Origin of the sequence: Paenibacillus sp. Root52 (assembly GCF_001426865.1) — a bacterium.
GTDB lineage: Bacteria > Bacillota > Bacilli > Paenibacillales > Paenibacillaceae > Paenibacillus.
In genome coordinates, this window is record NZ_LMFO01000012.1 from 593953 (window position 1) to 617759 (window position 23807).

General features: G+C 45.4%; 26 protein-coding genes. All 26 read left to right on the forward strand.

Annotated features, from left to right (window positions below; genetic code table 11):
* The first annotated feature begins 103 nt into the window (after positions 1 to 103).
* The 26 genes from ASD24_RS14240 (at position 104) to ASD24_RS14365 (ending at position 23726) form a co-directional block, all read left to right on the forward strand.
* A complete protein-coding gene (locus ASD24_RS14240; protein ID WP_056696721.1) occupies positions 104 to 1078 on the forward strand; it encodes a polyprenyl synthetase family protein in 975 nt (324 codons plus the stop codon).
* A 160-nt stretch (positions 1079 to 1238) separates the two neighbouring features.
* A complete protein-coding gene (ndk, locus tag ASD24_RS14245; protein ID WP_056696723.1) occupies positions 1239 to 1682 on the forward strand; it encodes a nucleoside-diphosphate kinase in 444 nt (147 codons plus the stop codon).
* Positions 1683 to 1705: 23 nt separating this feature from the next.
* Positions 1706 to 2500, forward strand: coding sequence for a CheR family methyltransferase (locus tag ASD24_RS14250; RefSeq protein WP_056696724.1), 795 nt, complete (start codon positions 1706 to 1708; stop codon positions 2498 to 2500).
* A gap of 265 nt (positions 2501 to 2765) precedes the next feature.
* Entirely contained in the window at positions 2766 to 3935 is a 1170-nt protein-coding gene (gene aroC / locus ASD24_RS14255) for a chorismate synthase (RefSeq protein ID WP_056696727.1), read from the forward strand.
* 1 nt (position 3936) lies between these two features.
* Complete coding sequence (gene aroB, locus ASD24_RS14260; protein ID WP_056696729.1) at positions 3937 to 5031, forward strand: 3-dehydroquinate synthase; 1095 nt, start codon at positions 3937 to 3939, stop codon at positions 5029 to 5031.
* A 4-nt stretch (positions 5032 to 5035) separates the two neighbouring features.
* Entirely contained in the window at positions 5036 to 5413 is a 378-nt protein-coding gene (gene aroH, locus ASD24_RS14265; RefSeq protein WP_056696731.1) for a chorismate mutase, read from the forward strand.
* Between the two features lie 474 nt (positions 5414 to 5887).
* Entirely contained in the window at positions 5888 to 7459 is a 1572-nt protein-coding gene (trpE, locus tag ASD24_RS14270) for an anthranilate synthase component I (protein ID WP_056696733.1), read from the forward strand.
* 49 nt (positions 7460 to 7508) lie between these two features.
* Complete coding sequence (gene trpD / locus ASD24_RS14275) at positions 7509 to 8570, forward strand: anthranilate phosphoribosyltransferase (protein WP_056696974.1); 1062 nt, start codon at positions 7509 to 7511, stop codon at positions 8568 to 8570.
* Positions 8560 to 9348 carry an indole-3-glycerol phosphate synthase TrpC gene (gene trpC, locus ASD24_RS14280; protein ID WP_056696735.1) on the forward strand — a complete coding sequence of 263 codons (789 nt, stop codon included), beginning with the start codon at positions 8560 to 8562 and terminating at the stop codon, positions 9346 to 9348. Before trpD ends, trpC begins: the two co-directional genes overlap by 11 nt.
* 38 nt (positions 9349 to 9386) lie before the next feature.
* Complete coding sequence (locus ASD24_RS14285; protein ID WP_056696976.1) at positions 9387 to 10085, forward strand: phosphoribosylanthranilate isomerase; 699 nt, start codon at positions 9387 to 9389, stop codon at positions 10083 to 10085.
* Positions 10082 to 11281: a tryptophan synthase subunit beta gene (trpB, locus tag ASD24_RS14290; RefSeq protein WP_056696737.1), complete on the forward strand. Its 1200-nt coding sequence runs from the start codon at positions 10082 to 10084 to the stop codon at positions 11279 to 11281. Before ASD24_RS14285 ends, trpB begins: the two co-directional genes overlap by 4 nt.
* Entirely contained in the window at positions 11278 to 12084 is an 807-nt protein-coding gene (gene trpA / locus ASD24_RS14295) for a tryptophan synthase subunit alpha (RefSeq protein WP_056696739.1), read from the forward strand. The genes trpB and trpA overlap by 4 nt, the downstream gene beginning before the upstream one ends.
* Positions 12085 to 12157: 73 nt before the next feature.
* The gene (gene hisC / locus ASD24_RS14300; RefSeq protein ID WP_056696741.1) at positions 12158 to 13258 is read left to right on the forward strand and encodes a histidinol-phosphate transaminase; all 1101 of its coding nucleotides are present in this window, start codon (positions 12158 to 12160) and stop codon (positions 13256 to 13258) included.
* Positions 13259 to 13285: 27 nt separating this feature from the next.
* The gene (locus ASD24_RS14305; protein WP_056696743.1) at positions 13286 to 14380 is read left to right on the forward strand and encodes a prephenate dehydrogenase; all 1095 of its coding nucleotides are present in this window, start codon (positions 13286 to 13288) and stop codon (positions 14378 to 14380) included.
* A 713-nt stretch (positions 14381 to 15093) separates the two neighbouring features.
* Positions 15094 to 15687 carry an RNA polymerase sigma factor gene (locus ASD24_RS14310; RefSeq protein WP_056696744.1) on the forward strand — a complete coding sequence of 198 codons (594 nt, stop codon included), beginning with the start codon at positions 15094 to 15096 and terminating at the stop codon, positions 15685 to 15687.
* A complete protein-coding gene (locus ASD24_RS14315) occupies positions 15684 to 16319 on the forward strand; it encodes a hypothetical protein (RefSeq protein ID WP_056696746.1) in 636 nt (211 codons plus the stop codon). Before ASD24_RS14310 ends, ASD24_RS14315 begins: the two co-directional genes overlap by 4 nt.
* Positions 16320 to 16360: 41 nt before the next feature.
* Positions 16361 to 16960, forward strand: a complete 600-nt coding sequence (locus ASD24_RS14320; RefSeq protein WP_056696748.1) for a histidine phosphatase family protein — start codon at positions 16361 to 16363, stop codon at positions 16958 to 16960.
* Positions 16961 to 17211: 251 nt separating this feature from the next.
* Complete coding sequence (locus tag ASD24_RS14325) at positions 17212 to 18342, forward strand: hypothetical protein (protein WP_056696751.1); 1131 nt, start codon at positions 17212 to 17214, stop codon at positions 18340 to 18342.
* A gap of 44 nt (positions 18343 to 18386) precedes the next feature.
* Positions 18387 to 18893, forward strand: coding sequence for a gamma carbonic anhydrase family protein (locus ASD24_RS14330; protein ID WP_056696753.1), 507 nt, complete (start codon positions 18387 to 18389; stop codon positions 18891 to 18893).
* Between the two features lie 23 nt (positions 18894 to 18916).
* The gene (locus ASD24_RS14335) at positions 18917 to 19096 is read left to right on the forward strand and encodes an IDEAL domain-containing protein (protein WP_056696754.1); all 180 of its coding nucleotides are present in this window, start codon (positions 18917 to 18919) and stop codon (positions 19094 to 19096) included.
* Positions 19097 to 19314: 218 nt separating this feature from the next.
* A complete protein-coding gene (locus tag ASD24_RS14340) occupies positions 19315 to 19737 on the forward strand; it encodes a DUF2487 family protein (protein ID WP_056696756.1) in 423 nt (140 codons plus the stop codon).
* A 193-nt stretch (positions 19738 to 19930) separates the two neighbouring features.
* Entirely contained in the window at positions 19931 to 20473 is a 543-nt protein-coding gene (locus tag ASD24_RS14345) for a ubiquinol-cytochrome c reductase iron-sulfur subunit (RefSeq protein WP_056696757.1), read from the forward strand.
* Between the two features lie 15 nt (positions 20474 to 20488).
* Positions 20489 to 21160, forward strand: coding sequence for a menaquinol-cytochrome c reductase cytochrome b subunit (qcrB, locus tag ASD24_RS14350; RefSeq protein ID WP_056696759.1), 672 nt, complete (start codon positions 20489 to 20491; stop codon positions 21158 to 21160).
* Between the two features lie 21 nt (positions 21161 to 21181).
* A complete protein-coding gene (locus tag ASD24_RS14355; protein WP_056696762.1) occupies positions 21182 to 22066 on the forward strand; it encodes a menaquinol-cytochrome c reductase cytochrome b/c subunit in 885 nt (294 codons plus the stop codon).
* A 98-nt stretch (positions 22067 to 22164) separates the two neighbouring features.
* Positions 22165 to 22791 carry a DUF1405 domain-containing protein gene (locus ASD24_RS14360; protein WP_056696763.1) on the forward strand — a complete coding sequence of 209 codons (627 nt, stop codon included), beginning with the start codon at positions 22165 to 22167 and terminating at the stop codon, positions 22789 to 22791.
* A gap of 65 nt (positions 22792 to 22856) precedes the next feature.
* Complete coding sequence (locus tag ASD24_RS14365; protein WP_056696765.1) at positions 22857 to 23726, forward strand: sporulation protein YpjB; 870 nt, start codon at positions 22857 to 22859, stop codon at positions 23724 to 23726.
* The last annotated feature ends 81 nt before the right edge of the window (positions 23727 to 23807 follow it).

The following is a 23807-nucleotide window of genomic DNA, read 5'->3' on the forward strand; positions in this document are numbered from 1 at the left end:
GGACGGCGAGCCCGGGCTTTCGTTATGCCTGCAGGCCGGAATTGCTGGAGGGGAAGGTAAGCATGGATTTTTGGACTGACAATACGCTGATACGGGTGAACGAATGAAACTATTAGATATTTTCGGGTTGCTAAAAAAAGATATGGATTACATTGAAAAAGAGTTATATCGCAGTGTTCAAGGGGAACAAAAGTTACTGAGTGAAACCTCACTCCACTTGCTCAAAGCAGGTGGGAAACGTTTGCGCCCAGTATTTGTGCTGCTTGGTGGGAAATATGGTACATATGATATTGAGCGGCTAAAGCTCATTGCGGTTCCGCTCGAATTGATACATTCGGCTTCCCTTGTGCATGATGACGTCATTGATAATGCGGCAACCCGTAGAGGTAAGCCGACAGTGAAATCCAAGTGGGATAATCGGATTGCTATGTACACCGGGGATTATATTTATGGGAAAGCGCTCCAACTGACAGCCGGTTTATCCGACCCGGCAATTCATCGTATTCTGGCCAAGGCAATGGTTCAGATGTCCATCGGTGAGATGGAGCAGATTCGCGACTTTTTTAACACTGGACAAAGTGTACGTAATTATCTTCTTCGTATTCGGCGTAAAACGGCATTGCTGATAGCAGTGAGCTGTCAATTGGGAGCTCTTGCGACTCGTGCACCCAAGGAAGTTTCTTCTCTGCTATATACCTACGGATATAATGTGGGCATGGCGTTCCAGATTCAAGACGATGTGCTGGATCTGGTCGGAACAGAGAAGCAACTGGGTAAGCCTCCAGGCAGTGATATGAAGCAGGGAAACATTACGTTACCTGTGCTCTATGCATTACAAGAACAGCAGTTACGTGAACCACTACTAGAAGAAATTGCTCGTGTCCAGCACGAGGACGGACGTGCAAGCGCATCAGATGCAATTGGAATGATTCGCCAAAGTCAAGGAATTGCTAAAGCAGAAGCACTCGCTGACCGATATATGAAGAAAGCGCTCGATGCTCTGGATCAGCTGCCTAACATCAAGACCAGTAAGAATTTACGTGATATTGCTCATTTTGTCGTTAAACGTACTCATTAATTTCAGGTGTCGATTCAATTTAGGATTGGCAGTTGAATGACTCATGAACGAATGTAGAAGTGACAATCCTCATTGGGAGGAAATGCACTTGTATGTTACAATCAAAGGGATTGCGTCTACATATTGAAATAACTTTGAACCGTGAGTGAGGAGTGAGCCAATGGATCGTACATTTTTAATGGTGAAGCCTGATGGTGTGCAGCGTGGTTTGATAGGGCGTATTGTTAGCCGTCTGGAGGACAAAGGGTTTAAAATGGTTGCGGGCAAGCTGGTGCAGATGACGGAGGATCAGGCTAAGCGACATTATGCCGAGCATGAAGGCAAGCCGTTCTTCGATGAATTAGTTGGATTTATTACATCTGGACCTGTATTTGCGATGGTTTGGGAAGGTGACGATATCGTGGCATTAGCGCGGATCGTAATCGGCAAGACCAATGTGAAAGAAGCAGCTCCAGGTACTATTCGTGGAGATTTTGCTAGTCACACACCGCATAACCTAATTCATGGGGCAGATTCGCCGGAAAGTGCTACCCGTGAAGCAGCAAACTTCTTTAGTTCTGAGGAATTGGTAACGTACGACAAGAGCATCGCAGCCTGGTTGTAATTTATTACCAGAAGGGTGATACGATGCTAGAGCAGGAACAACAACTAGACCCGGACTATACCGGATTCATTCGTAAAATCAAAGAGAGCACAGGCATTGACCTTGCTCAATACAAGGAAGGCCAGATGAAAAGACGGCTGACCACACTTCGCAACAAAAACGGATTTAATACATTTTCTATTTTTTTTGATGCAATGCAGAAGGATAAGTCCCTATTCTATGAATTTTTGGATCGTATGACGATTAACGTATCCGAATTCTGGCGTAATCCGAATCGTTGGGAAGTGCTTCGGGATCAGATTTTACCTGAACTGGTAGGTTCCAAGCGTAAAGCGAAGGTATGGAGTGCGGCTTGTTCAACAGGTGAGGAACCGTATACGTTAGCTATGATTCTTGATACGATGGGGATTCTCAAGGATAGCTCGATCACAGCAAGTGATTTGGACGAAGGAGCAATTGCCAAAGCCAAAGAAGGTCGTTATATGGAGCGTTCGCTCAAAGATGTACCTAAGGAAACGGCTGAGCGCTACTTCAAGCAGGATGGCTTGGTGTACCGAATTGATGAGAAGCTCAAAAGTTCGGTTAAGTTTGTGAAGCAAAATCTGTTGTTGGATCGGTTTGATGATGGGTACGACCTGATTGTGTGCCGGAACGTAATGATCTATTTCACCGAGGAAGCCAAAAACTTGTTGTATCACAAGTTTGCAGCAAGTTTGCGTCCAGGCGGTGTTTTATTCGTGGGTAGTACGGAGCAGATTTTCTCTCCTGGGCAGTATGGCTTGGAGACAGCGGAAACATTCTTTTATCGTAAAAAATAAGTTCATTTCTCAATTACTAAATATTGTTCATAACCGTCTGGGTTACACATGTTCATGTGTATGCTCAGGCGGTTATTTTGCAAAGCAAGGAGAAATGAATCGAGAGCAGTACAATAATTCAGAAGAATGAACGGAGTCGAAAATTCGTTTTGATGCAAGAAAACGTGTGCTTTCTTGTCAAAGCGGGTCAGCTATACTATAATGAGCAAAGAAATTATGGGATTTTAGCAATGTGCAGTTTAACAGTTTAAAGGGGGAACGTATTATGAGTTTACGTTATTTGACCGCAGGGGAAACGCACGGACCCCAATTGACAGCTATTATTGAAGGATTGCCGAGCAATTTGAATATTGACTTTGAAGAATTGAACTTCCAGCTTCACCGCCGCCAAAAAGGATATGGTCGTGGACGCCGGATGCAAATTGAAAAGGATCAGGCAACGTTCGTTGGTGGAATTCGCCATGGATATACAACAGGAGCACCTGTAGCACTTGTTGTTGAAAATAATGACTGGAAGCACTGGCAGAAGATTATGAACATCGAGCCAATCGAAGGCAGTGACGAAGAGAAGCGTCGTGTGCATCGTCCACGTCCAGGACACGCTGATCTGAACGGTGGACTCAAATATAATCTGAAGGACTTGCGTAACGTACTAGAGCGTTCTAGTGCACGTGAGACTACAGTACGTGTAGCATGTGGTGCAATTGCACGACAATTTCTAGCAGAATTCGGAATCAAAGTTGCTGGACGTGTCCTACGTATTGGAGAGATTGAGGCTCCGTATCGTGATCTGCCAATCGATGAATTGATCGAGGTAACAGAAGCTTCGTCAGTACGTGTAACGGACGCAGAGACGGAGAAGAAGATGGAAGCATACATTGATCAAATCAAACAAGAAGGCGACTCGATCGGCGGTATTGTTGAATGTATCGTTGAAGGTGTACCTATTGGTCTGGGTAGTCATGTACAGTATGATCGCAAATTGGATGCTAGAATTGCTCAAGGTGTAATGTCCATTAATGCATTTAAAGGGGTAGAAATCGGTATCGGGTTCGAAGCAGGCACGATTCGTGGATCTCAAGTGCATGATGAGATTATGCATACGGATGAGCGCGGCTACCATCGTGCAACGAATCGTTTGGGTGGATTTGAAGGTGGTATGACTAACGGCATGCCTGTCGTTGTACGAGGCGTAATGAAGCCAATTCCAACTCTTTATAAGCCGCTTCAGAGCGTGGATATCGATACCAAGGAAGCTTTTTCAGCTCAGGTTGAGCGTTCTGATGCATGTGCAGTTCCAGCAGCGAGTGTTGTTATGGAGCATGTGGTTGCATGGGAGATCGCAAAAGCATTCCTAGAGAAGTTCGGTGGAGACTCCATGGAGGAAATCCGCGCGAACGTTGCAAGTTACCAAGCTCAATTGGAGAACTACTAAAATGCGCCAGCTAACAGTTCAATTGGAGGAAAGATCATACCCGATTCTGATTGGTTCTGGTTTATTGGCACAAGCACCTCAATTTTTTGAGCAGTATGGCCTAACGAAGAAGAGCCCGCTATTAATTATTACGGATGCAAATGTGGCTCCTAAATATTTGTCTACGCTTGAACAAACGCTGAGCACGGCTGGATTTACAGTTGTCTCAGCCGTTGTTCCTGCTGGTGAAACATCGAAGTCACTATCCGTTTACCAAGATATGATGACAGCTGCAATTGAAGGCAAGCTAGATCGAAGCTCAGCCATTATTGCTCTAGGCGGTGGTGTGGTTGGTGATCTGGCTGGATTCGTTGCAGCTACATATATGCGTGGAGTTAAGTTCGTTCAAGTGCCCACTACGATACTGGCTCATGACAGCAGTGTAGGCGGTAAGGTTGCTGTCAATCATCCGCTTGCCAAAAATATGATCGGTGCATTCCATCAACCGGAGCTTGTACTTTACGATGTAGATACACTGCAATCGTTGCCACCTCGTGATGTGTCTGCTGGTTTATCCGAGATGTTGAAGCATGGCTTGATTCGTGACGAAGCGTTTGCACATTGGTGTGAAGAGCATGCAGAGCAGCTGCTTGCACTTGATCCAGAAGCTCTTGGGTATGGACTTGAGCGTGGATGCGGAATTAAGGCAGAGATTGTATCTAGAGATGAACGCGAAAACGGAGAACGTGCGCTGCTAAACCTGGGTCATACGATTGGTCATGCTATTGAAGCAATTGCTGGATACGGCGAATTCCTGCATGGCGAAGCTATCTCGATTGGTATGGCTGGATCAGCATTACTTGGAGAGAAGCTGGGTGCCCCAGCGGGACTGTATGATGATACGGTCCGTATGCTTCGTGCCTTACGCCTTCCCGTAACTTTGCCGAGCCATCTGGGAACAGAGGCATTAATGGAAGCAATGATGCATGACAAAAAGTTTCGTGAAGGACATATGGTCTTCATTATTCCTGATCGCATTGGCGCAGCTCGCATTGTAAAAGACGTGCCGGTGTCAGATGTCATCGAAGTGATTGAATTGCTTAAGAAGGGAGATTAACAACATGGTGACACGCGGAATTCGCGGGGCTACAACAGTCACGCATAACACCGAAGAACATATTTTGCAGGAAACGGCCGTATTGTTACAAGAGATCGTGGATCGTAATGATATTAAGCCAGAAGATATCTGTAGTGTCTGGATCACGATGACAGGAGATTTGGACGCAGCTTTTCCAGCAAAGGCCATTCGCCAGTTGGAAGGCTGGGAGCTAGTGCCGCTAATGTGCGCACTGGAGGTTCCAGTACAAGGGGCATTGCCGCTATGTATTCGTTTTATGGTGCATGTGAACACAGCCAAAGCACAGAATGAAATAAATCATGTTTACCTGAATGGTGCGCAGGCATTGCGTCCAGATCTCGCAGCACCTTCCGGTTCATAATCCCAGTGGTTGTCAAACCGAATGGAATCATGTATAGTGAGAAGCAGTTGAGTAGAGTTGAGATTGAGCTGAGAGCAGCTGAGCTAGTGGAGTAATAGCAGAGTCCAGCGGGTGGTAGCCGGAGTAACATAGGCCGGTCAACTGATTCGCGGTACGTCGCGCTAGAGGATTACAGGATTGAGGAAAGAGACGTGTCTAGTGACATCGTTTTGTTTTGGTATAACCTGGTCAAATTGAGACAGATTCTATGAGTATTCTCATGGATGAATGGATTTGATTCAGTGCACCTGAACGGAACACGTGTTAATGGATGTACGTTTAATCTACCGATAACCTGATCGATCCAGCAAATGATGTATAGGGACTTGTTATTTATAAAACACGAACTTGTTGAATACAGCTTATAACCAAACCTCTACCTGATGGTAGAGGTTTTTTTGTATATATGTACCTAATCTGAAAGGACGTGATCTAATGATAACGCCAAACGTTAATCAAGTACTGAAAATGTCAAATGAATATAATCTGATTCCCGTTGTTAAACGGATCTTGGCTGACATGGAGACGCCAATCCGAATCTTCCGCCGTTATGCCGACAATGATCGAGCATTCCTGTTGGAAAGTGTCGAGGGTGGAATTCAATGGGCGAGATATTCCTTTATCGGTACAGATCCGTTCCTGATGATTTCCGCCAAAAAAGGCCGAATCGTGGTAGAAGAGGCGGGGCATACTCGGGAGCTTCCCGGCAAGCCGATTGAAGAACTGAAGGCTCTTTTGCGAAAGTACCGTAGTCCTAAAGATGATGAGCTTCCTCCATTTACAGGCGGAGCGATTGGATTTTTCGGTTACGACCTTCTGCAATATTATGAGAAGCTTCCAGCACACACACTGGATGATCTCAATATGGATGATATTCGCTTCATGTTCTGTGACCAAATTATCGTTTTTGACCATGTGAAGCAACAGATGCTGCTTGTAGGTAATGTGCATATAAGAGATGGAGCTACGGATGATGAAATACGCCAAGCTTACGCACTTACTTCTGAGAAGCTGGAGCAGGCTGCGGAGCGTTTGCAGCAACAAGGGCCTGGTGAAAACTTGAATCCTCGTTCGATCCCAGGTGATGTTGAGCTAGGAGATATTCGTTCCAATCTGACGAAAGAGCAATTTATTGGCAATGTGGAGCAGGCTAAAGATTACATCCGTGCGGGAGACATTTTTCAAGTGGTACTATCCCAGCGCTTTCACATTGATACTGAAGTTTCTCCGCTTCACGTATACAGAGTGCTGAGAACGTTGAATCCATCACCTTATATGTACTATCTGAAGATGGATGATGAAATTATCGTAGGAACCTCGCCTGAGGCGTTGGTTAAAATAGATGGAAATCGTGTGGCGACACGACCAATTGCTGGCACACGTCCAAGAGGTGCAACAGAAAGTGAAGATCGTGCGCTTGCTGCAGATTTGCTACAGGATGAGAAGGAGCGTGCAGAGCATTTGATGCTGGTTGACTTAGGTCGTAACGATCTGGGTCGGGTATCAAACTTTGGCACCGTGAAGTGTGACATGTTTATGGAGATCGAGCGGTACTCTCACGTTATGCACATGGTATCGAATGTGACAGGTGAGCTTAGAGAAGATAAAGATTTCTTCGATGCATTTCTATCCTGTCTGCCTGCGGGAACTGTATCTGGTGCACCGAAACTGCGGGCAATGGAAATTATTGCGGAACTTGAGCGTGAGGCACGTGGGGCATACGCGGGAGCGATCGGTTATCTTGGTTTCTCGGGAAATATGGATTCTTGTATCACGATCCGAACCATTATTTTCAAAAAGGGAAAAGCTTATGTGCAGGCTGGAGCGGGAATTGTATGGGATTCTGTGCCTGAGAAGGAATATGAAGAGACGGTGAATAAAGCCAAAGCGCTACTCAAGGCGATTCGGACAGCGGAAGCGATGTTCCCAGCCAAGAGCAAACATCATGGATTGAAACTTGCCAATGCTGATTATTTTGTAAGTCCAGCAGGCGCCGCAAAAAACTGAGAGAGAGGAGAGACCGGATATGAACATGAATCCTGTAATGAATGATAACATGCAGCAATTGACTTCAAAGCCTCAATCGGAAGAGGGGATGAAACAAGGTTTAGCTAAAATTTTGGAGGGACATGATCTTCAGCAAGCTGAAGCACGTGACCTGATGTACTCCATTATGAAAGGTGAAGCTACTCCGGCTCAAATCGGAGGTTTGTTGATGGCGCTGCGGATGAAAGGTGAAACCGTGGATGAAATTACTGGTTTTGCCGAAGCAATGCGCGGTCAAAGTGGCAGAATTCTTACCGATGGTAATGGGCTGTTAGATACTTGTGGTACAGGAGGCTCGGGAATTCACAAATTCAATATCTCCACAGCTTCGGCAATTATAGCATCAGCAGTTTCTGTTCGGGTTGCCAAACATGGCAATCGTTCTGCATCAGGTAAAGCAGGCAGCGCGGATGTGCTTGAGGCGTTGGGGGTTAATATACATCTGAATGGAGAGCAAGCGAGACAATGTCTTGAAGAGATTGGAATTTGTTTCTGTTTTGCTCAAGTGTATCATCCATCAATGAAGCATGCAGCTGCACCGCGCAAAGAGCTGGGTGTGCGTACAATCTTTAATATGCTCGGACCATTAACTAACCCTGCGGGCGCAGACCGCCAACTGCTTGGTTTGTATGACCGCAGCCGCACACCGATGATTGCTGAAGTTTTGAATCGTCTGGGCTTAAAGAGAGCATTGGTAGTTGCTAGTCATGATGGATTGGATGAAATCAGTATTTCTGCGCCTACGCAAGTATCGGAATTGAGAAATGGAGAAGTTCATACGTATGACATTGATCCACGCAGTATGGGATTAAACTTGCATCCACTTGAAGCGGTATTGGGAGGAGATGCAGCCCAAAATGCCGAAATTATTAAACGGATCTTCCAGGGAGAGCGGAGCGCGTATCGTGATGTTGTTTTGCTTAATGCTGGGGCATGTATCTATGTGTCTGGTCTTGCGGATAGCATTGCGGAAGGTGTGACTATGGCTGCTGAGGCTGTAGATACAGGGAAAGCTGCTGGGAAACTGGAGCAGTTAATATACACAACGGAGGCGTACAGTCATGTATCTTGATCGAATCGTTGCAACCAAACAGCAGGAAGTCGAAGTGCTCTCACAAACGTTTAACATGGATGAGGCGCTTAAAGAGATTGAGCAGTTGCCAGTAACACGTGGGTTTGAACGGGCGTTAGCAGAGCGGCGTAACCGGAAACTGGGGCTTATTGCCGAAGTGAAGAAGGCTTCCCCGTCCAAAGGATTAATTCGACCGGACTTTCATCCGGTGAACATTGCATTAGCTTATGAACGAGCTGGAGCAGATTGTATCTCTGTACTCACAGATGTTTCTTATTTTCAAGGAAGTGCAGCGTATTTGAAGGAGATCCACCAAGCTGTGAATATTCCATTGCTTCGTAAAGATTTTATTATAGATGAGCGTCAGATTGCCGAGGCAAGACTGCTAGGAGCAGATGCAATTCTGCTGATTGCAAGTATATTGACACAAGATCAGATTCGACGTTACTTGGATTTTGCCAAAAGTATAGGTCTGGATGCTTTAATTGAAGTGCATGATCAAGCTGAACTAGAGCAAGTATTGGAGATACCGCAGGCAACGCTAATCGGGATTAACAATCGAAACCTAAAAACGTTCGAGACCAGTCTGAATACAACGCTGGATCTCATGAAGTTGATCCCATCAGGGGTGACACTCATCAGCGAAAGTGGTATTGATGGTGCTGAACGGTTGGAGGAACTAATTAAAGCGGGCGTTCACGGAATCCTCGTTGGGGAGCATCTGATGCGTAAGGATGATGTTGAAGCGGCTGTGAACGAATTAATGGGTTCTAGATGATGAATGAATATACAAACGACGGTACGGGGAGCAGAGACATGAATCTGCACAAGCAACCGGCTGCGGCCGTAAAAATTTGTGGACTTCAGGACGTTGAAGTGCTAAAATCGATGGTAAACTTGCCTGTTGATTATATTGGTGTTGTTTTTGCTAAATCCCGTCGCCGCATTGAACCCAAGCGGGCTGCTGAATTAAAAGAAGTATTGCTTGCGTGGACGACATTGGATCGACCGAAGTTAACCGGGGTATTTGTTAATCCTACATTAGAAGAGCTTGAACACGTCATGGACGCGGTACAATTAGACGTGATACAGCTACATGGACAGGAAACGCCGGCGTTCTGTGAGCAGGTGAAACAACGTTGGCAGACTGAAGTGTTCAAAGCTTTTTCTTTCCCGAAAAGTGAGTCGGGCACCGAAGCGGATGATACCACGTTAAAGATACTTGATAGTTACGTGCACACAATAGATGCTATATTACTCGATACGTATGATCCTCAATATGTGGGTGGTTCTGGTCATACCTTTGCTTGGGAGCGGATTCCAACCTATGCGAAGTGGGCGAGAAATCACGGCATTGTCTTGTTTGTGGCTGGAGGTTTGCAGCCTGATAATATTCAACAATTAATTCAGACATATGCACCGAATGGTGTTGATGTCTCAAGTGGAGTAGAGACGGACGGAATAAAAGATATCGCAAAAATTACAGCATTTGTAGAGAGGGTGAAGCAGGCATGACACATCAATTGCCGGATCAACATGGGCGTTTCGGCTCCTTCGGAGGCCGCTTTGTTCCAGAGACACTAATGAACGCATTAATTGAACTAGAGGAAGCATACAGCCGCTTTTCAGAAGATGAGGAATTCAATAAAGAATTAAACTATCTGCTTAGTGAGTATTCTGGTCGCGAGACACCACTGTATTATGCAGAACAGCTCTCTCGTCGTTTGGGTGGCCCTAAGGTGTACCTGAAGCGCGAGGATCTGAACCATACGGGTGCACATAAAATCAATAATGCCATCGGGCAAGGCTTGCTTGCTAAACGGATGGGCAAAAAGAAAGTTATTGCTGAAACAGGAGCAGGTCAACATGGTGTAGCTACAGCAACGGTTGCTGCTTTGCTTGGTTTAGAGTGTAAGGTATTCATGGGTGAAGAAGATACAGAACGTCAACAATTGAATGTATTCCGGATGAAGTTGCTCGGTGCAGAAGTAATACCAGTAACGTCAGGAACGAGGACATTGAAGGATGCAGGGAATGAAGCTCTGCGCTATTGGGTTAGCAACGTAGAAGATACATTCTATGTCTTGGGTTCAGTTGTAGGGCCACACCCATATCCAATGATGGTGCGTAACTTCCAACGGGTGATTGGAGATGAGACTCGTCGTCAGATTCAAGAGCTTGAAGGTCGTCTGCCTGATGTTATTGTTGCAGCAGTAGGTGGAGGAAGTAATGCCATCGGTATGTTCTATCCATTTATTGGTGATGCAGATGTGAAGCTTGTGGGTGTCGAAGCAGCAGGCAAAGGTGTGGATACTGAATTTCATGCGGCAACGATGAGCAAAGGAACACATGGTGTATTCCAAGGCTCTATGAGCTATTTGCTGCAGGATGAATATGGACAGGTTCAGCCGGCTCATTCCATCTCTGCTGGATTAGATTATCCGGGTGTTGGACCAGAGCATTCCTATCTTAAAGATATCGAACGTGCGAAATATGTTCCGATCACAGATCAGGAAGCATTGGATGCGCTGCAATTGCTCTCAAGAACCGAAGGAATTATACCTGCTCTAGAGTCTGCTCATGCCGTTGCACAGGTAGTTAAGCTTGCTCCTGAACTCACGTCTGATGATATTGTTGTGATTTGTCTATCAGGTCGTGGAGATAAGGACGTTGAATCCATCATGAAGTATACGGGAGGGCAATTCGCATGAATTTAATGGATCAAACCTTCCAACAATTGAAAGAGCAGAATCGGACAGCACTTATTCCTTTTCTAACCGTTGGAGATCCCAATGTGGATACAACGGTAGAGATTATTAAGGAGCTTGAACAAGCAGGCGCAGATATTCTAGAGCTAGGTGTACCTTACTCAGATCCTCTTGCCGACGGCCCTGTCATTCAGCGTGCTTCCGAGCGGGCACTGAAAAGCCAAATTACCATTCGTACTTGTATGGAGACGGCAGCTAAGGCGCGCGAGGCTGGAGTGAAAATGCCTTTTGTCTTGTTTACGTATTATAATCCTGTATTGCAGACTGGGCTTGATGTATTTTTTGATGAATTGCTCAAGCATGACATCAGTGGCATGATTATCCCGGATCTTCCGATTGAAGAAGCTGAAGAGATGCGTCGCCGTGCCGAAGCAGCTGGGGTGCATTTGGTACCGCTGGTTGCTCCTACGTCCAATGCGAGAATTGAGCGTATCGTCTCAGGTGCACGCGGCTTCATCTATTGCGTATCTTCCCTGGGTGTAACCGGAGAAAGAGCATCCTTCTTTGAAGGAGTCGAGCAGTTTATTGAAACAGTAAAAAGCTTAACTGACATTCCGGTAGCTGTTGGTTTCGGTATCTCTAGCCGTGAACAGGTAGCGCATTTCTCCCGTATTTGTGATGGGGTTGTTGTGGGTAGTGCCATTGTTCGTCAGGTGGAGGAAGCCATCCCGCTCCTGGAGAATCCAGAGACTCATCAGGCAGGGCTGTTGCAAATTCGCAACTTTGTGGCACAATTAAAAGGATAGGGACTTTACTTTAGTTTTCCCTCGTTATGTAATGGCATCATGATCCTTATTTGATGAACAGGCGGTGGTCGGATTGAAACCTAAATCCCAGATTGTTAATTTGCCGGTGTACCAACCAGGCAAACCGATTGAAGAAGTGAAACGTGAACTGGGGCTTGAGCAAGTCATCAAGCTGGCTTCCAACGAGAATCCATACGGTAGCTCTCCTGCTGCAGTGGAAGCTATAACTAGGGAAGTTGTGAATGTTAGCATATATCCGGACGGCAGCTCTGCCGAGCTTACAGAGGTTCTTGCTGAGCACCTTGGTGTGAATCGTAATAATCTGATTTTTGGCTGCGGATCAGATGAGATCATTGCTCTGATTACGCGGGCGTTCTTCCTTCCGGGAGACGAGACAATCATGGCAGATCAGACGTTTTCGGTGTATAAAAGCAACGCCGATATTGAGGGTGCGGTTAGCATTGAGGTTCCATTGAAGGATGGGACACATGATTTGGCATCTATGCTGGCACAGATCAATGATAAAACAAAAGCGGTATGGGTATGTAATCCTAATAATCCTACAGGCACAATCATTTCCGAACAGGAATTGACTGCGTTTATGGATCGGGTGCCTTCCCATGTCATGGTAGTGCTGGATGAAGCCTATTATGAATTCGTAACGGATCAGGCTTATCCTCAAAGTATTTCTATGTTAGATCGCTATCCTAACTTGGTTATTTTGCGGACATTCTCCAAAATCTATGGTCTGGCTTCCTTGCGGATCGGATATGGTATTGCGAGCCCGCAGATCATCGACTTAATTAATCGTGTGCGTGAGCCATTTAACACCTCACGTTTCGGTCAGGTGGCAGCGACAGCAGCGATCAGGGATCAGGCTTTTGTGAAAGAGTGTGCTCAGCGCAATACGGAGGAACGTGAATTCCTGCAAAATGAGTTCTCACGTCTTGGCTTGCCATACTTCCCATCGCAAGGTAACTTCATTATGGTTGATCTGGATATGCCATCAGCGACAGCATTTCAATCTTTGCTTAAGCAAGGTATTATCGTGCGTCCAGGTTTCAAAGTGTATCCAACTTACATTCGTGTGTCCGTTGGAACAACAGAACAGAACCGTGCATTTATTGCGGCACTGGAGAACACGCTGGCAGAGAAGGCGGTAGCACGCCCTTAATTCTAGCGATGAAAGAGTGAGGACTACATGAAACTAAAAATTGCAATGATTGGTGTAGGGCTCATCGGTGGTTCCCTGGCGCTTTGCTTCAAAGGCAAGCCAGGTGTATCGGTGATGGGCTACGCCCATCTGCCTGAACTTAAGGACAAGTACATAGCAAGTGGTGTAGTAGATGATGCTACGCTATCACTGGAGGAAGCGGTGCAGGATGCCGACTTCATTTTTTTGTGTGTACCTGTAGGTTTATTGGAATCATATTTTCAACAATTAGCGAAGCTTCCCTTGAAGAAAGGATGCATCATTACGGATGTTGGCAGCACCAAGGCTTCAATTGCTGCGTGTGCTGAGCATGTCCGAATGACCGATGCCTATTTCATTGGAGGACATCCGATGGCTGGATCAGAGCGTGCAGGCGTTGACGCAGCTTCTGCTGTATTGTTTGAGAATGCTTATTATGTATTGACTCCTTCTGTGCATGTACCCGAGGAAGCTTATAGTCGATTGTCTGACCTCCTAACATATACTAGAGCACAGATTGTTCGAGTCGAACCCCTGTTACATGATGATATTGTGGGAGCAATCAGTCATTTGCCACATGTTATCGCAGTAGCACTTGTCAATCAGGTGCGGGAGTACAACGAATCTAATCCACTCTATAAAATGCTGGCAGCAGGTGGTTTCCGGGATATTACCCGGATCGCATCAAGCGATGCAATTGTATGGAGAGACATTTTGCTTAGCAACCGAGAGGTACTTCTAGGCTTAATGAAGGATTGGAACAGCCAGATGTCTGCGTTCACCGATATGTTGGAACAGCAGGACGGGGAAGGGATTGAAGAGGCTTTTCGTCAAGCCAGGGAGTTCAGAAGTGTGCTTCCTGAGCGCCGGAAAGGTATGATCTCGTCTTTATATGATCTGTACACGGATGTTCAGGATGCGCCAGGTATGATTGGTAAGATTGCTACCGAACTTGGGGCAAATGACATTAACTTGAGTAACTTGGAAATTATCGAGAATCGTGTGGACGTCCCTGGCATCATGCGGCTATCCTTCCGACAAGAAGAGGATATGGAGCGAGCGAGAACATTACTTGCTTCCCTTGGATATCAAGTTTGGGTCTAAACATGCATAGAGGAAAGTGAAGAAGAGGGCGACAGCCCTCTTTATTTGCGTGCAAAATTCGCTTGTTCTTAAGTTGTTACTTGAAATTTGAGAAAAGAACACAAAAAAAAGACCGCTTACATAAGCGGCCATTGCTCACGTGGAGCAATACAGTTATTGGATAGGAGTGGAGAGAAACCATACTGTACCTTTATTATATGTATACGTTTTCATTTTGTCAACAGATAAAGCGTAATTATTTTAAATAATCATAGCTTCCGTCAATTCAGGAAAAAGTTTGTATAAACGCAACCATTTTCATTCTTATTACGTTTGAAGATATAGAAGGTATTACGAGACGAAACAAGCCTGAGTGAAATAGGGGTTCGTTTCCTGTTAGAGTTCTGTAATGGTGGTTCATTGGTATTGGAGGATTATTTTGAGTCAACGGGGTCATAGACGAGAAAAAGAAAGCATATGAATGTCTGGTCGGGTTCCTGTTGAACGGAATAGATTTGCCAGCAACGGCTGACCGTTGTACAATAAATATTGTTAATGTAGAAACGTTGGGGAAATTGCCATTACATAGGGGAATTTGGCGGGAAGGCCTGATTTGGCGCTGAACGCTGTTTATATGCGGTGAGAACCGCAACTTTTTTGTGCCTGTTCGGTAATACATGGATAGAGTCGAACGGGGAGAAGCACATGGATGGGCGAGGAGGGGTCGCACTCAAATGACGGATTCCCAGTTGATTCGAGAGATCAAGGAAGGTAACCTGGAGTTATATTCCGAGCTGATGCGTCGTTATCAGCGTAAAATACTGGCTTTCGTATATCATATGTTGAAAAGTTCCAATATGGAGCTGCTTGCGGAAGATCTCTGTTCTGAGACTTTCTATAAGGCGTTCCGCAGTTTACACTCATTTCGTGAGGTGGATGCCTCTTTCTCTACGTGGTTGTACACCATTGCGAGAAATACGGTATTGAGTGAGCTTCGCAAACAGCGCAGTGGTAATGTTCCACTCGAAGAGAGTGGCGTTGTGCCAATTGCTCCTTTGGAGAATGCTCCAGAGCATGCTGTATTGCGCAGTGAGCGGGTGATGCTGGTTAGGGATGCCATTAACAATTTGCCGGAGAAGCAGCGTTCTGCCATTATACTCCGTGAGTATGATCAGTTAGACTACCAAGAGATTGCTAATATTCTTGGGCAGAGCGTAAGTTCTGTAAAATCGTTATTGTTCAGAGCAAGATCAAGCGTAAAAACTCAATTGGAGCCTTATTTCTTCGAACCGGTGTACGAGCCATATGAAGGGATGAAGAACCGATGAATTGCAATGAAGCCCAGGAACTGTTTGCAATGGTTTGGGACTTGCCGGCAACTCATCCTCAGCAGATTGCATTTCATGCTCATCTCGCTGGTTGTGAGGAGTGCTCACAGCAGTTTGAAGTTTGGCATGAAGCTCAACTTCTGCTGCATAGCATACCGACACCCGTAACAGAGCAACAAGCAGAGCGAGTAAATCGAAATGTAATGGATCGCATTTATGCGGAGTCACCATGGCTCTTGCCTGAAGAGGCAAAAGTAAATCGATTCTCTGCTGCAGTGCGCAAGCATATGTCTTTGTGGATTGCTGCGTTTCTGGCTATTTTTTTGTGCAGTTTCCTGTACATGGCGATGTTTAAGCCGGCTGTATCGGAAGCAGAGCAACCACGCGTCATCTCCACAGGTATTTTGGAGACAGCCGTTGCTGGCAGCGAACCATCTTCATCTGGGATGTATCAGTATAATATGCCAGGGGCGGATCGGGGTAGCATCATTGAACCGTTTGTCGTGAGTATGGGTCCTACCTATCCAGGATACTGGATGGCTCTATCCTTACTGGCCATTGGCATGGCGTTATTCTCGCTTGGACGTATGCATCGTACAACGAGTAAGCGTAAGCAGGGTGCACGTGCTTAGTTTCAATGATCATTACCGTGTATTGAGAAATGAGGGATAAGATGCGGATCGGGCTTATACGTCATGGTTTAACAGATTGGAATGCTGCAGGACGTATTCAAGGGCAGACAGATATCCCTTTGAATGCAGAAGGTCGTGAACAAGCAGAGCGTTTGGGTAGACGTCTTCTCACTGAGAAGTATCAATGGGATTATATCATTACTAGTGGTTTATCTCGTGCTCAGGAGACGGGTGAGATTATTTCCAAGCTGCTGAATGTACCCATGCTAGAACCGGATGTAAGGCTTAAGGAGCGAGCGTTCGGCCAGATCGAAGGTTTAACCTCAGAAGAACGAATCGCTCGCTGGGGTGCAACCTGGGAGTCACTGGATCTAGGACAGGAGCATATCTTGGATATCCAAGCGCGTGCATTGGCGTTTCTGGAGGATCTATGGTCGGCATATCCGGACAAGAATGTCCTGATTGTATCCCATGGAGCATTTCTGGCAAATCTGTTATCCGCTATATTTAAAGACCGGTATACAGAGCGTATAGGTAATCTCTCACTTACGATTCTGGAGAAAACCCAGTGTGACTGGAGTCCTCTCTTATACAACTGTACAGAACATCTTATAATGAATTCAGCCAAACAATCTGAGTAATGAACTCGGGTTGTTTTTTTTTTGTCTTCTGCGAATTGTTTAAGTAGGACTAATAGGAATACTTGTCTCTTGTTTTTCTTCTGATCAGTCACATCTAGGCATAGGATGGTTACTAACAGATAAAAGATTTAATAAAAGATTTGAAAAAGAGGTTTAGATCATGGGAATTCCGTCAACGATGTTTACAAAACCAAACTACTCTAGGCTCTGAATAAATAGTCATAAGTAGTTAGCTGGCGAGGCGATGACCCATGAATCTAGCGGATATGCTTACTTTTGCAGATATTGGCCAACTGAATCGAATAGCAGATTATTACCAGTGTGAGTGTAAGCCCAATTCCAAACATGAACTCATCCAGAGTATTCTCACCACACTGGGAAGCAGATCTTTTTTTGAACAACAGGTTCATGAACTGAATCCCGTTCAATTACGTTTTTTGAACAATCTGTTATTCGATTCCCGCCAATATCTCGGTATTGAGGAACTGGTTGCTATAGCACGTCAATCTATGGATAAAAAGGAAAACGAGACAGGTGCTAGTCCACGTGATCTGATCACTCGTTTCCATAAGAGTGGTTGGTTGTTCAATGGAACGACGCAGCATACAAAATATTTGTACCAAGTCCCTCTTGATCTGAAATTAAGATTCCGAGATGTGTTATCGAACCATCTGAGAGCCGGCATTGCGAACACAAGCGAACCGACAATGTATAGGGACGAATATCACTTGCTTGTCGATGATCTTCGGTTGTTTCTGCAATATGTGCAGCAACATGAGATTGCACTTAATGCTGAAGGCATGATGTATCGTCGTTCACAGCAGCAGGTGATGGAGCATCTACATGTTAGCGAAGAGCTAGTTGGCAAAGCAGGCTGGAGATTTGGCTATGGTCGCTCCTTCAAGGATTATCCAGATCGATTCGCCTTCATGTATGACTATGCATTTCACTATCGGCTCATCCGTGAGGAACAAGGAATACTGCAACTGACGTCCGCTGGCGAGGAAAAACGAGCTGCTGAGAATTCAACAGAGAAAACTTCGGAAATGATACAGCTATTTCGATTTTGGTTAAGACTGTATAAAGGTGCTATTCCAAACCTATCCTCCATTGTATATTGGACAGGGGAATGTGCCGATGAATGGTCTAGTACAGAGTCGCTGTTTCGCCAAATAGGCACGTTCATTCAGCCCTTCTACTACGATACGCCCGAGACAATCTACGACAACCGGATCATCAAAATGATGCTGCATCTCGGGATGCTTCGGATGGGGGAAGTTGCGAATGGACGAACTGTACAAATGACGGCATGGGGTTCGCGTCTTGCTGCATCCTGTCGTTCGCTTTCTGGAGACATCTCACCCGTTTTGTTTGACAAATGAAGGACAAGTTGCTAAAATCACTCCCAAATTAAGGAGTGATACGAATGATAATTCCATATCAAGGCATACTGCCGCAGCTTCATCCTTCAGTATACGTAGCTGAAGGTGCGAAACTTATTGGCGATTTGAGAATGGGCGAGGAGTCTACCGTTTGGTTTAACGCTGTGCTAAGGGCAGATTTAGCGCCGATCATCATTGGACAGCGTTGTAATATACAAGATAATACGGTTGGTCACGTGAATACAGAACAGCCCTTGATTCTGGGAGATGATGTTTCAGTCGGACATTCTGCTATTATTCATGGCTGTCAGATTGGAACTGGCTCACTGATTGGTATGGGAGCCATACTTCTTAATGGAGCCGAAATAGGGGAACACTCCTTAATCGGCGCCGGTTCAGTAGTTACTGAGAATACGAAAATTCCGCCCTATACTCTTGCTTTGGGAACACCAGCCAAAGTGATACGTGAATTGACGGATGCTGATCTTGAGCGGATGTCCAGAACTTCACTAGGTTATGTTGCCAAAGGAAAGGAATATAGGAGCTCTTAAATCCGTTTTGGAGGTGCATCCTATTGGATAAAATGAAAGTTACGTATGAAGTCATGTTGGGGCTGGCTGCTGAGATGGTGTGGGACGAGGCGCTTCGTAAACAGCGTAGCGAAAAGCTGTATATGGAAATCGACAAAGCGCTGGCTACTGGAGACGAAGTAGCTTTCCGGAGTCTAACGGATGAACTGAAGGCCATAAGCTGATATTTAATGTTTAAATAAACATTCATATAGAATGGAACCAACAAGGAGTGTGTATATCGCATTCCTTGTTTTTTTATTGAATTTTTTTGAGATCGGTAACCCTGTTTGGTACGAATTATGCGGTGTTAATAAGAAAGGTCAAATTTAAATCAATAGATTTATGTGAAATGCTCATATATAATATGGGAATAAAATGGATGGAGAGGGGAAATAGGGAAGTGAAATTCAGTGAGATGACTCAAGACAGTTGGGCTGAGCTGCAACTCTATCTGGACACCTGTCTAATTCCTTATACAGCACTCAGAGGAAATCAATCGCCAGTTGATGCTACCGAAGCGTTGGAGCGGCTTCGAGATTTTCTAGACTTGGTAGAAATCCCATTCAAAGGGCGAATTATGACCTATCCGGCGTTCCATTTTGAAATTCCGGAAATGTCAATGGCATTAAACACAGTGTGTAAACAGCTTAAAGTGTCTGGTTTCAAATATGTGGTTATAATGTCATCAGATGGACGATTGGATAAAGAACAAATGCCTGATGCTGATTTGATTTTACTTCGCTCAGATATCGTTCAGAACGTGGAAAAAAACGAAATCCCTCGGTATATCGGGGAGAAAATCCGTGAGTTATGGAAAAGATGAATTCTAATTGGTAAATGTGACAAAAAATCGACACTTTTGTAATAACGCTTACAATTGAACCTTAAAAAAGTGTGACAAATTCTTGACGGTGTTCTAGGGCTACTATATGATTATGTATGTTCTAGTAAGACGTGGAATTTCTGATAATGAAAACGGTTGAGAGAGTTGGCTGAAAAAGGGGGTTGGAGACAGTATGAGCAGTGAGCATGACCAGCACGAAGACTCAAAGAGACCGCCAAGCAGGATGGAAATGTCACGCAGGCAGTTTTTGACGTACACGCTTGGTGGAGCTACAGCCTACATGGCCGCCGGTGCAGTTCTGCCCATGATCCGTTTTGCGGTGGATCCGATTTTGCAGCATAAGGGAGAAGGTACCTCTGTCAAAGTAGCAGAAATCAGCAAAATTACAACTGAACCTCAAGAATTTACATTTGAACTACAACAACAGGACGGTTGGTATCTTAGCAATGCTTCGTTGGTGGCTTGGATTCGCAAAGACGAGCAGGGTAAGATTTATGCGCTTTCGCCTATTTGCAAACATCTAGGTTGTACCGTAGGTTGGAACAGCGACAAAAATTATCCTGATGAGTATCATTGCCCTTGTCATGGTGCGCATTATGACAAGGAAGGGAAAAATCTTGCCGTGGCCCCGAAACCGCTGGATGAGTACGTGGTCAAAGAGGAACAAGGCTGGGTATACCTCGGCGAGATCGTTCCGAACACCAGAGTGAATTAGGAGGCGTGGACGCAGATGTTTAAAAATATCTATGACTGGATTGACGAACGTCTCGATATCACGCCCATCTGGAGGGACGTTGCGGATCATGAGGTTCCAGAGCACGTGAACCCGGCACATCATTTTTCCGCATTCGTGTACTGTTTTGGTGGGTTGACGTTCTTTATCACTGTAATTCAAATTTTGTCAGGAATGTTTCTGACGATGTACTACGTGCCTGACATTATTAATGCTTATGCGAGTGTCGAGTATTTGCAAACCAAAGTAGCCTTCGGTCAAATTGTACGCGGAATGCACCACTGGGGAGCGAGTCTTGTCATCGTAATGATGTTCTTACATACGATGCGTGTGTTCTTTACAGGCTCTTACAAGGCACCGCGTGAAATGAACTGGGTAGTAGGAATGTTAATCTTTTTCGTCATGCTAGGTCTTGGTTTGACAGGATACTTACTGCCATGGGATAACAAAGCGTACTTTGCTACCAAAGTTACTTTGGAAATCGCCAACACAGTTCCGTGGCTCGGCCCGATTATTAAAGAATTTTTACAAGGCGGTACCATTGTAGGTGCACAAACGTTAACACGTTTCTTCGCCCTACACGTTTTCTTCCTCCCCGCAGTGCTTCTAGTGCTACTGGTCGGACACTTTATTATGATCCGCAGACAGGGTATTTCAGGACCACTATAATTTGAGAAGGGAGGAATCGTAATGGCTCACGGACCGAAGTCAGAGGATGAGGAAAAGATTATCTATGTTGGTGATTCACGTGTCCGCAAGGGTGCGGGTTTCATCACGCCACCAGATTACACGGCTTATCCGGGCAAGTCTGAGGCGTTCATCCCTAACTTTTTGCTGAAGGAATGGATGGTTGGTGTCGTGGTATTGGTCGGTATTCTCGTACTAACCATATCCGAACCTGCACCTTTAGGTTATCCGGCCAATCCTAGCGCATCGGTTATTCCGATGCCTGACTGGTACTTCCTATTTCTGTATCAGTACTTGAAATATCCGTATGCCTCTGGTGACTATGTGTTGCTCGGCGTACTGGGGGTAAGTGGAGTTGCTTTTGGTGCGTTGTTGCTGGCGCCGTTTCTGGACACTGGTAAGGAGCGTCGCTTCTATAAGCGCCCGATTGCTTCATCGCTGATGATTCTGTCTGTCCTTTCTGTATTCTATCTCACGAATGTTGCTTGGACGCACTACAAGCATGAGCTTGAGGCGTCAGGTCAGAAGCCTGAGCACATTCAACGGGAAGAAGAAGCGCACGAGAGGGCTGAACAGGGACTCCCTACTTCGAATGCACCAGGACAGCAACAGGAAGTTGCTATCGTCGAAAAGGATGATCCAGCGATGGAAACGTTCAAGAAGGCGGGCTGTATTGGATGTCATGCAGCTGATATGAAGGGTGGAGCAGCAGGCCCATCTCTCCGAGGTGTAGGTGACAAACATAGTCAGGAAGAGATTCTGACGATTATCAAAGAAGGATATAATACGATGCCTAAGATGTATGACCAAGCTATTGCTCAAGGCGTTACAGATGAGGAGATTACCCATCTGACAGAATGGCTTGCGAAACAGAAGGCAGAACAGTAAAATCGAATTAACCAATGAAACCTGATCGTTTATACGGTCAGGTTTTTTGGAGACTTTAGCTATACTTGAAAACAAGGATGTAGGAAGGGGAAGCGAACGTGTCTTTATCGTTTTTTTGGAGTAGGGAATTTCTGACTAACCGTTATTTCCTGTGGCTTCTATTTTGGTGTAATGCATTAGGAACAGTATATGGATACATATGGTATGGTAATCAGTTGGTAGACACGCTAGAGAAGCAGCCGCTTTGGCAAATTGTATTTGTGCCTGACAGCCCAACGGCAAGCTTATTCTTTACGCTGTCCTTATTATGGATTTTGTATAAACCGAAATCGCAATGGGTTAATCGTATTGGACATGTGATACAAGCGTTAGCGGTAGTGACCTCAGTTAAGTATGGTGTGTGGGCGATCTCTATCATTTTCGCTGGATGGTCGCAGGGAAATGCGGCAGCTTGGCAGGATTGGATGTTGATTGCATCACATGGTGCTATGGCCATTGAAGCTTTGTTGTATGTTCGATTTTTCGGTTTCCGCTGGGTGGCACTTCTAATTGCGGCGTTGTGGACCTTACTTAATGATGCGATGGATTACACGTATGATATCTACCCATGGCTACCTTACACACTCTGGGATCATGTAGATCTGGTGCGCAATTTTACAGTGGTCTTAACGCTACTAAGTATTCTGGTGTCATGGCTTGCATTGAGGCAAGCCAAACGGAGTTAATTTCACGTACGAGCCTGTTCTAAGGAAGGAAAACCTGCCATAGATTGATGGTGGGGGGGATGTCCATGAAGAGAAAGTTCAAGAGTACATTAAGGTTATGGATAATATCGTTCATGGCTCTACTGTTCTGGGCGAACTTGTCATATAGTGGTTCTGCGCAAAGTAATGGTGAGAATGGTCAAGTCGAAGAATCTATTTCAGCCAATCTTTCGATTCAGCAGATGAATGAAGAAGCAGCTCTATTATACCGTTACGCACTGGAGCAGGATGTGGAGAAGGTCAGAGGCAGTATTCTTAGGATCAGTAATGGACTGGAACATATATCGTTCGAAGGTCAAACGACGGTGGAGGGCATTCATGCCTTATCTGAGACGGTGGTTGAAGTAAAAGAGGCTGCTGTACGAATTAAAAGTGATACTACAGCTCTACAGCAAGCTTCAGCTAAATTAAGACTGGCTGCCGATAGCCTGGCTAATCCTGCAAAACCATTATGGCTTCAGTACTATAAAATTATAAAAGACGATCTTCAGGCTTTGTCTTTAGCGGCGAACCAGCGACAAAATGCTGCGACATTGTTAAGTCGGTATGCTGCGCTGGAAGAGCATTATGAGACCGTTCGTCCAGCAGCACTGATTCGGCGTGAACCCTACGAGATTGCGCAACTGGACGCCTGGCTGTCCCATACAAAAGGGCTAACGATGGGAAAACAACCTGATCTCTCACAACTACAGGCTATGATGATACATGGTGAAGAGTTGGTGAATCAGTTGTTCGGACGTGAAAAAGACGAAAGTGCCTTCGTTCCATTTGTACAAGGGCCGGATCGGAGAGCAGCAGGGATGTTAATTACGTCAGTGATTGTTGCGGCTCTAAGTTACGCAGGATTTCGGAAATATCGGGCTCAACAACAAGGAATATTTCCTTTTCGGAGATAAGCAAGAATACATCTAAGATATGAAGAGACCTCTGTCCACAAGGAAGGCCGTCGTACGGCTGATTTCTTGGGTTAGAGGTCT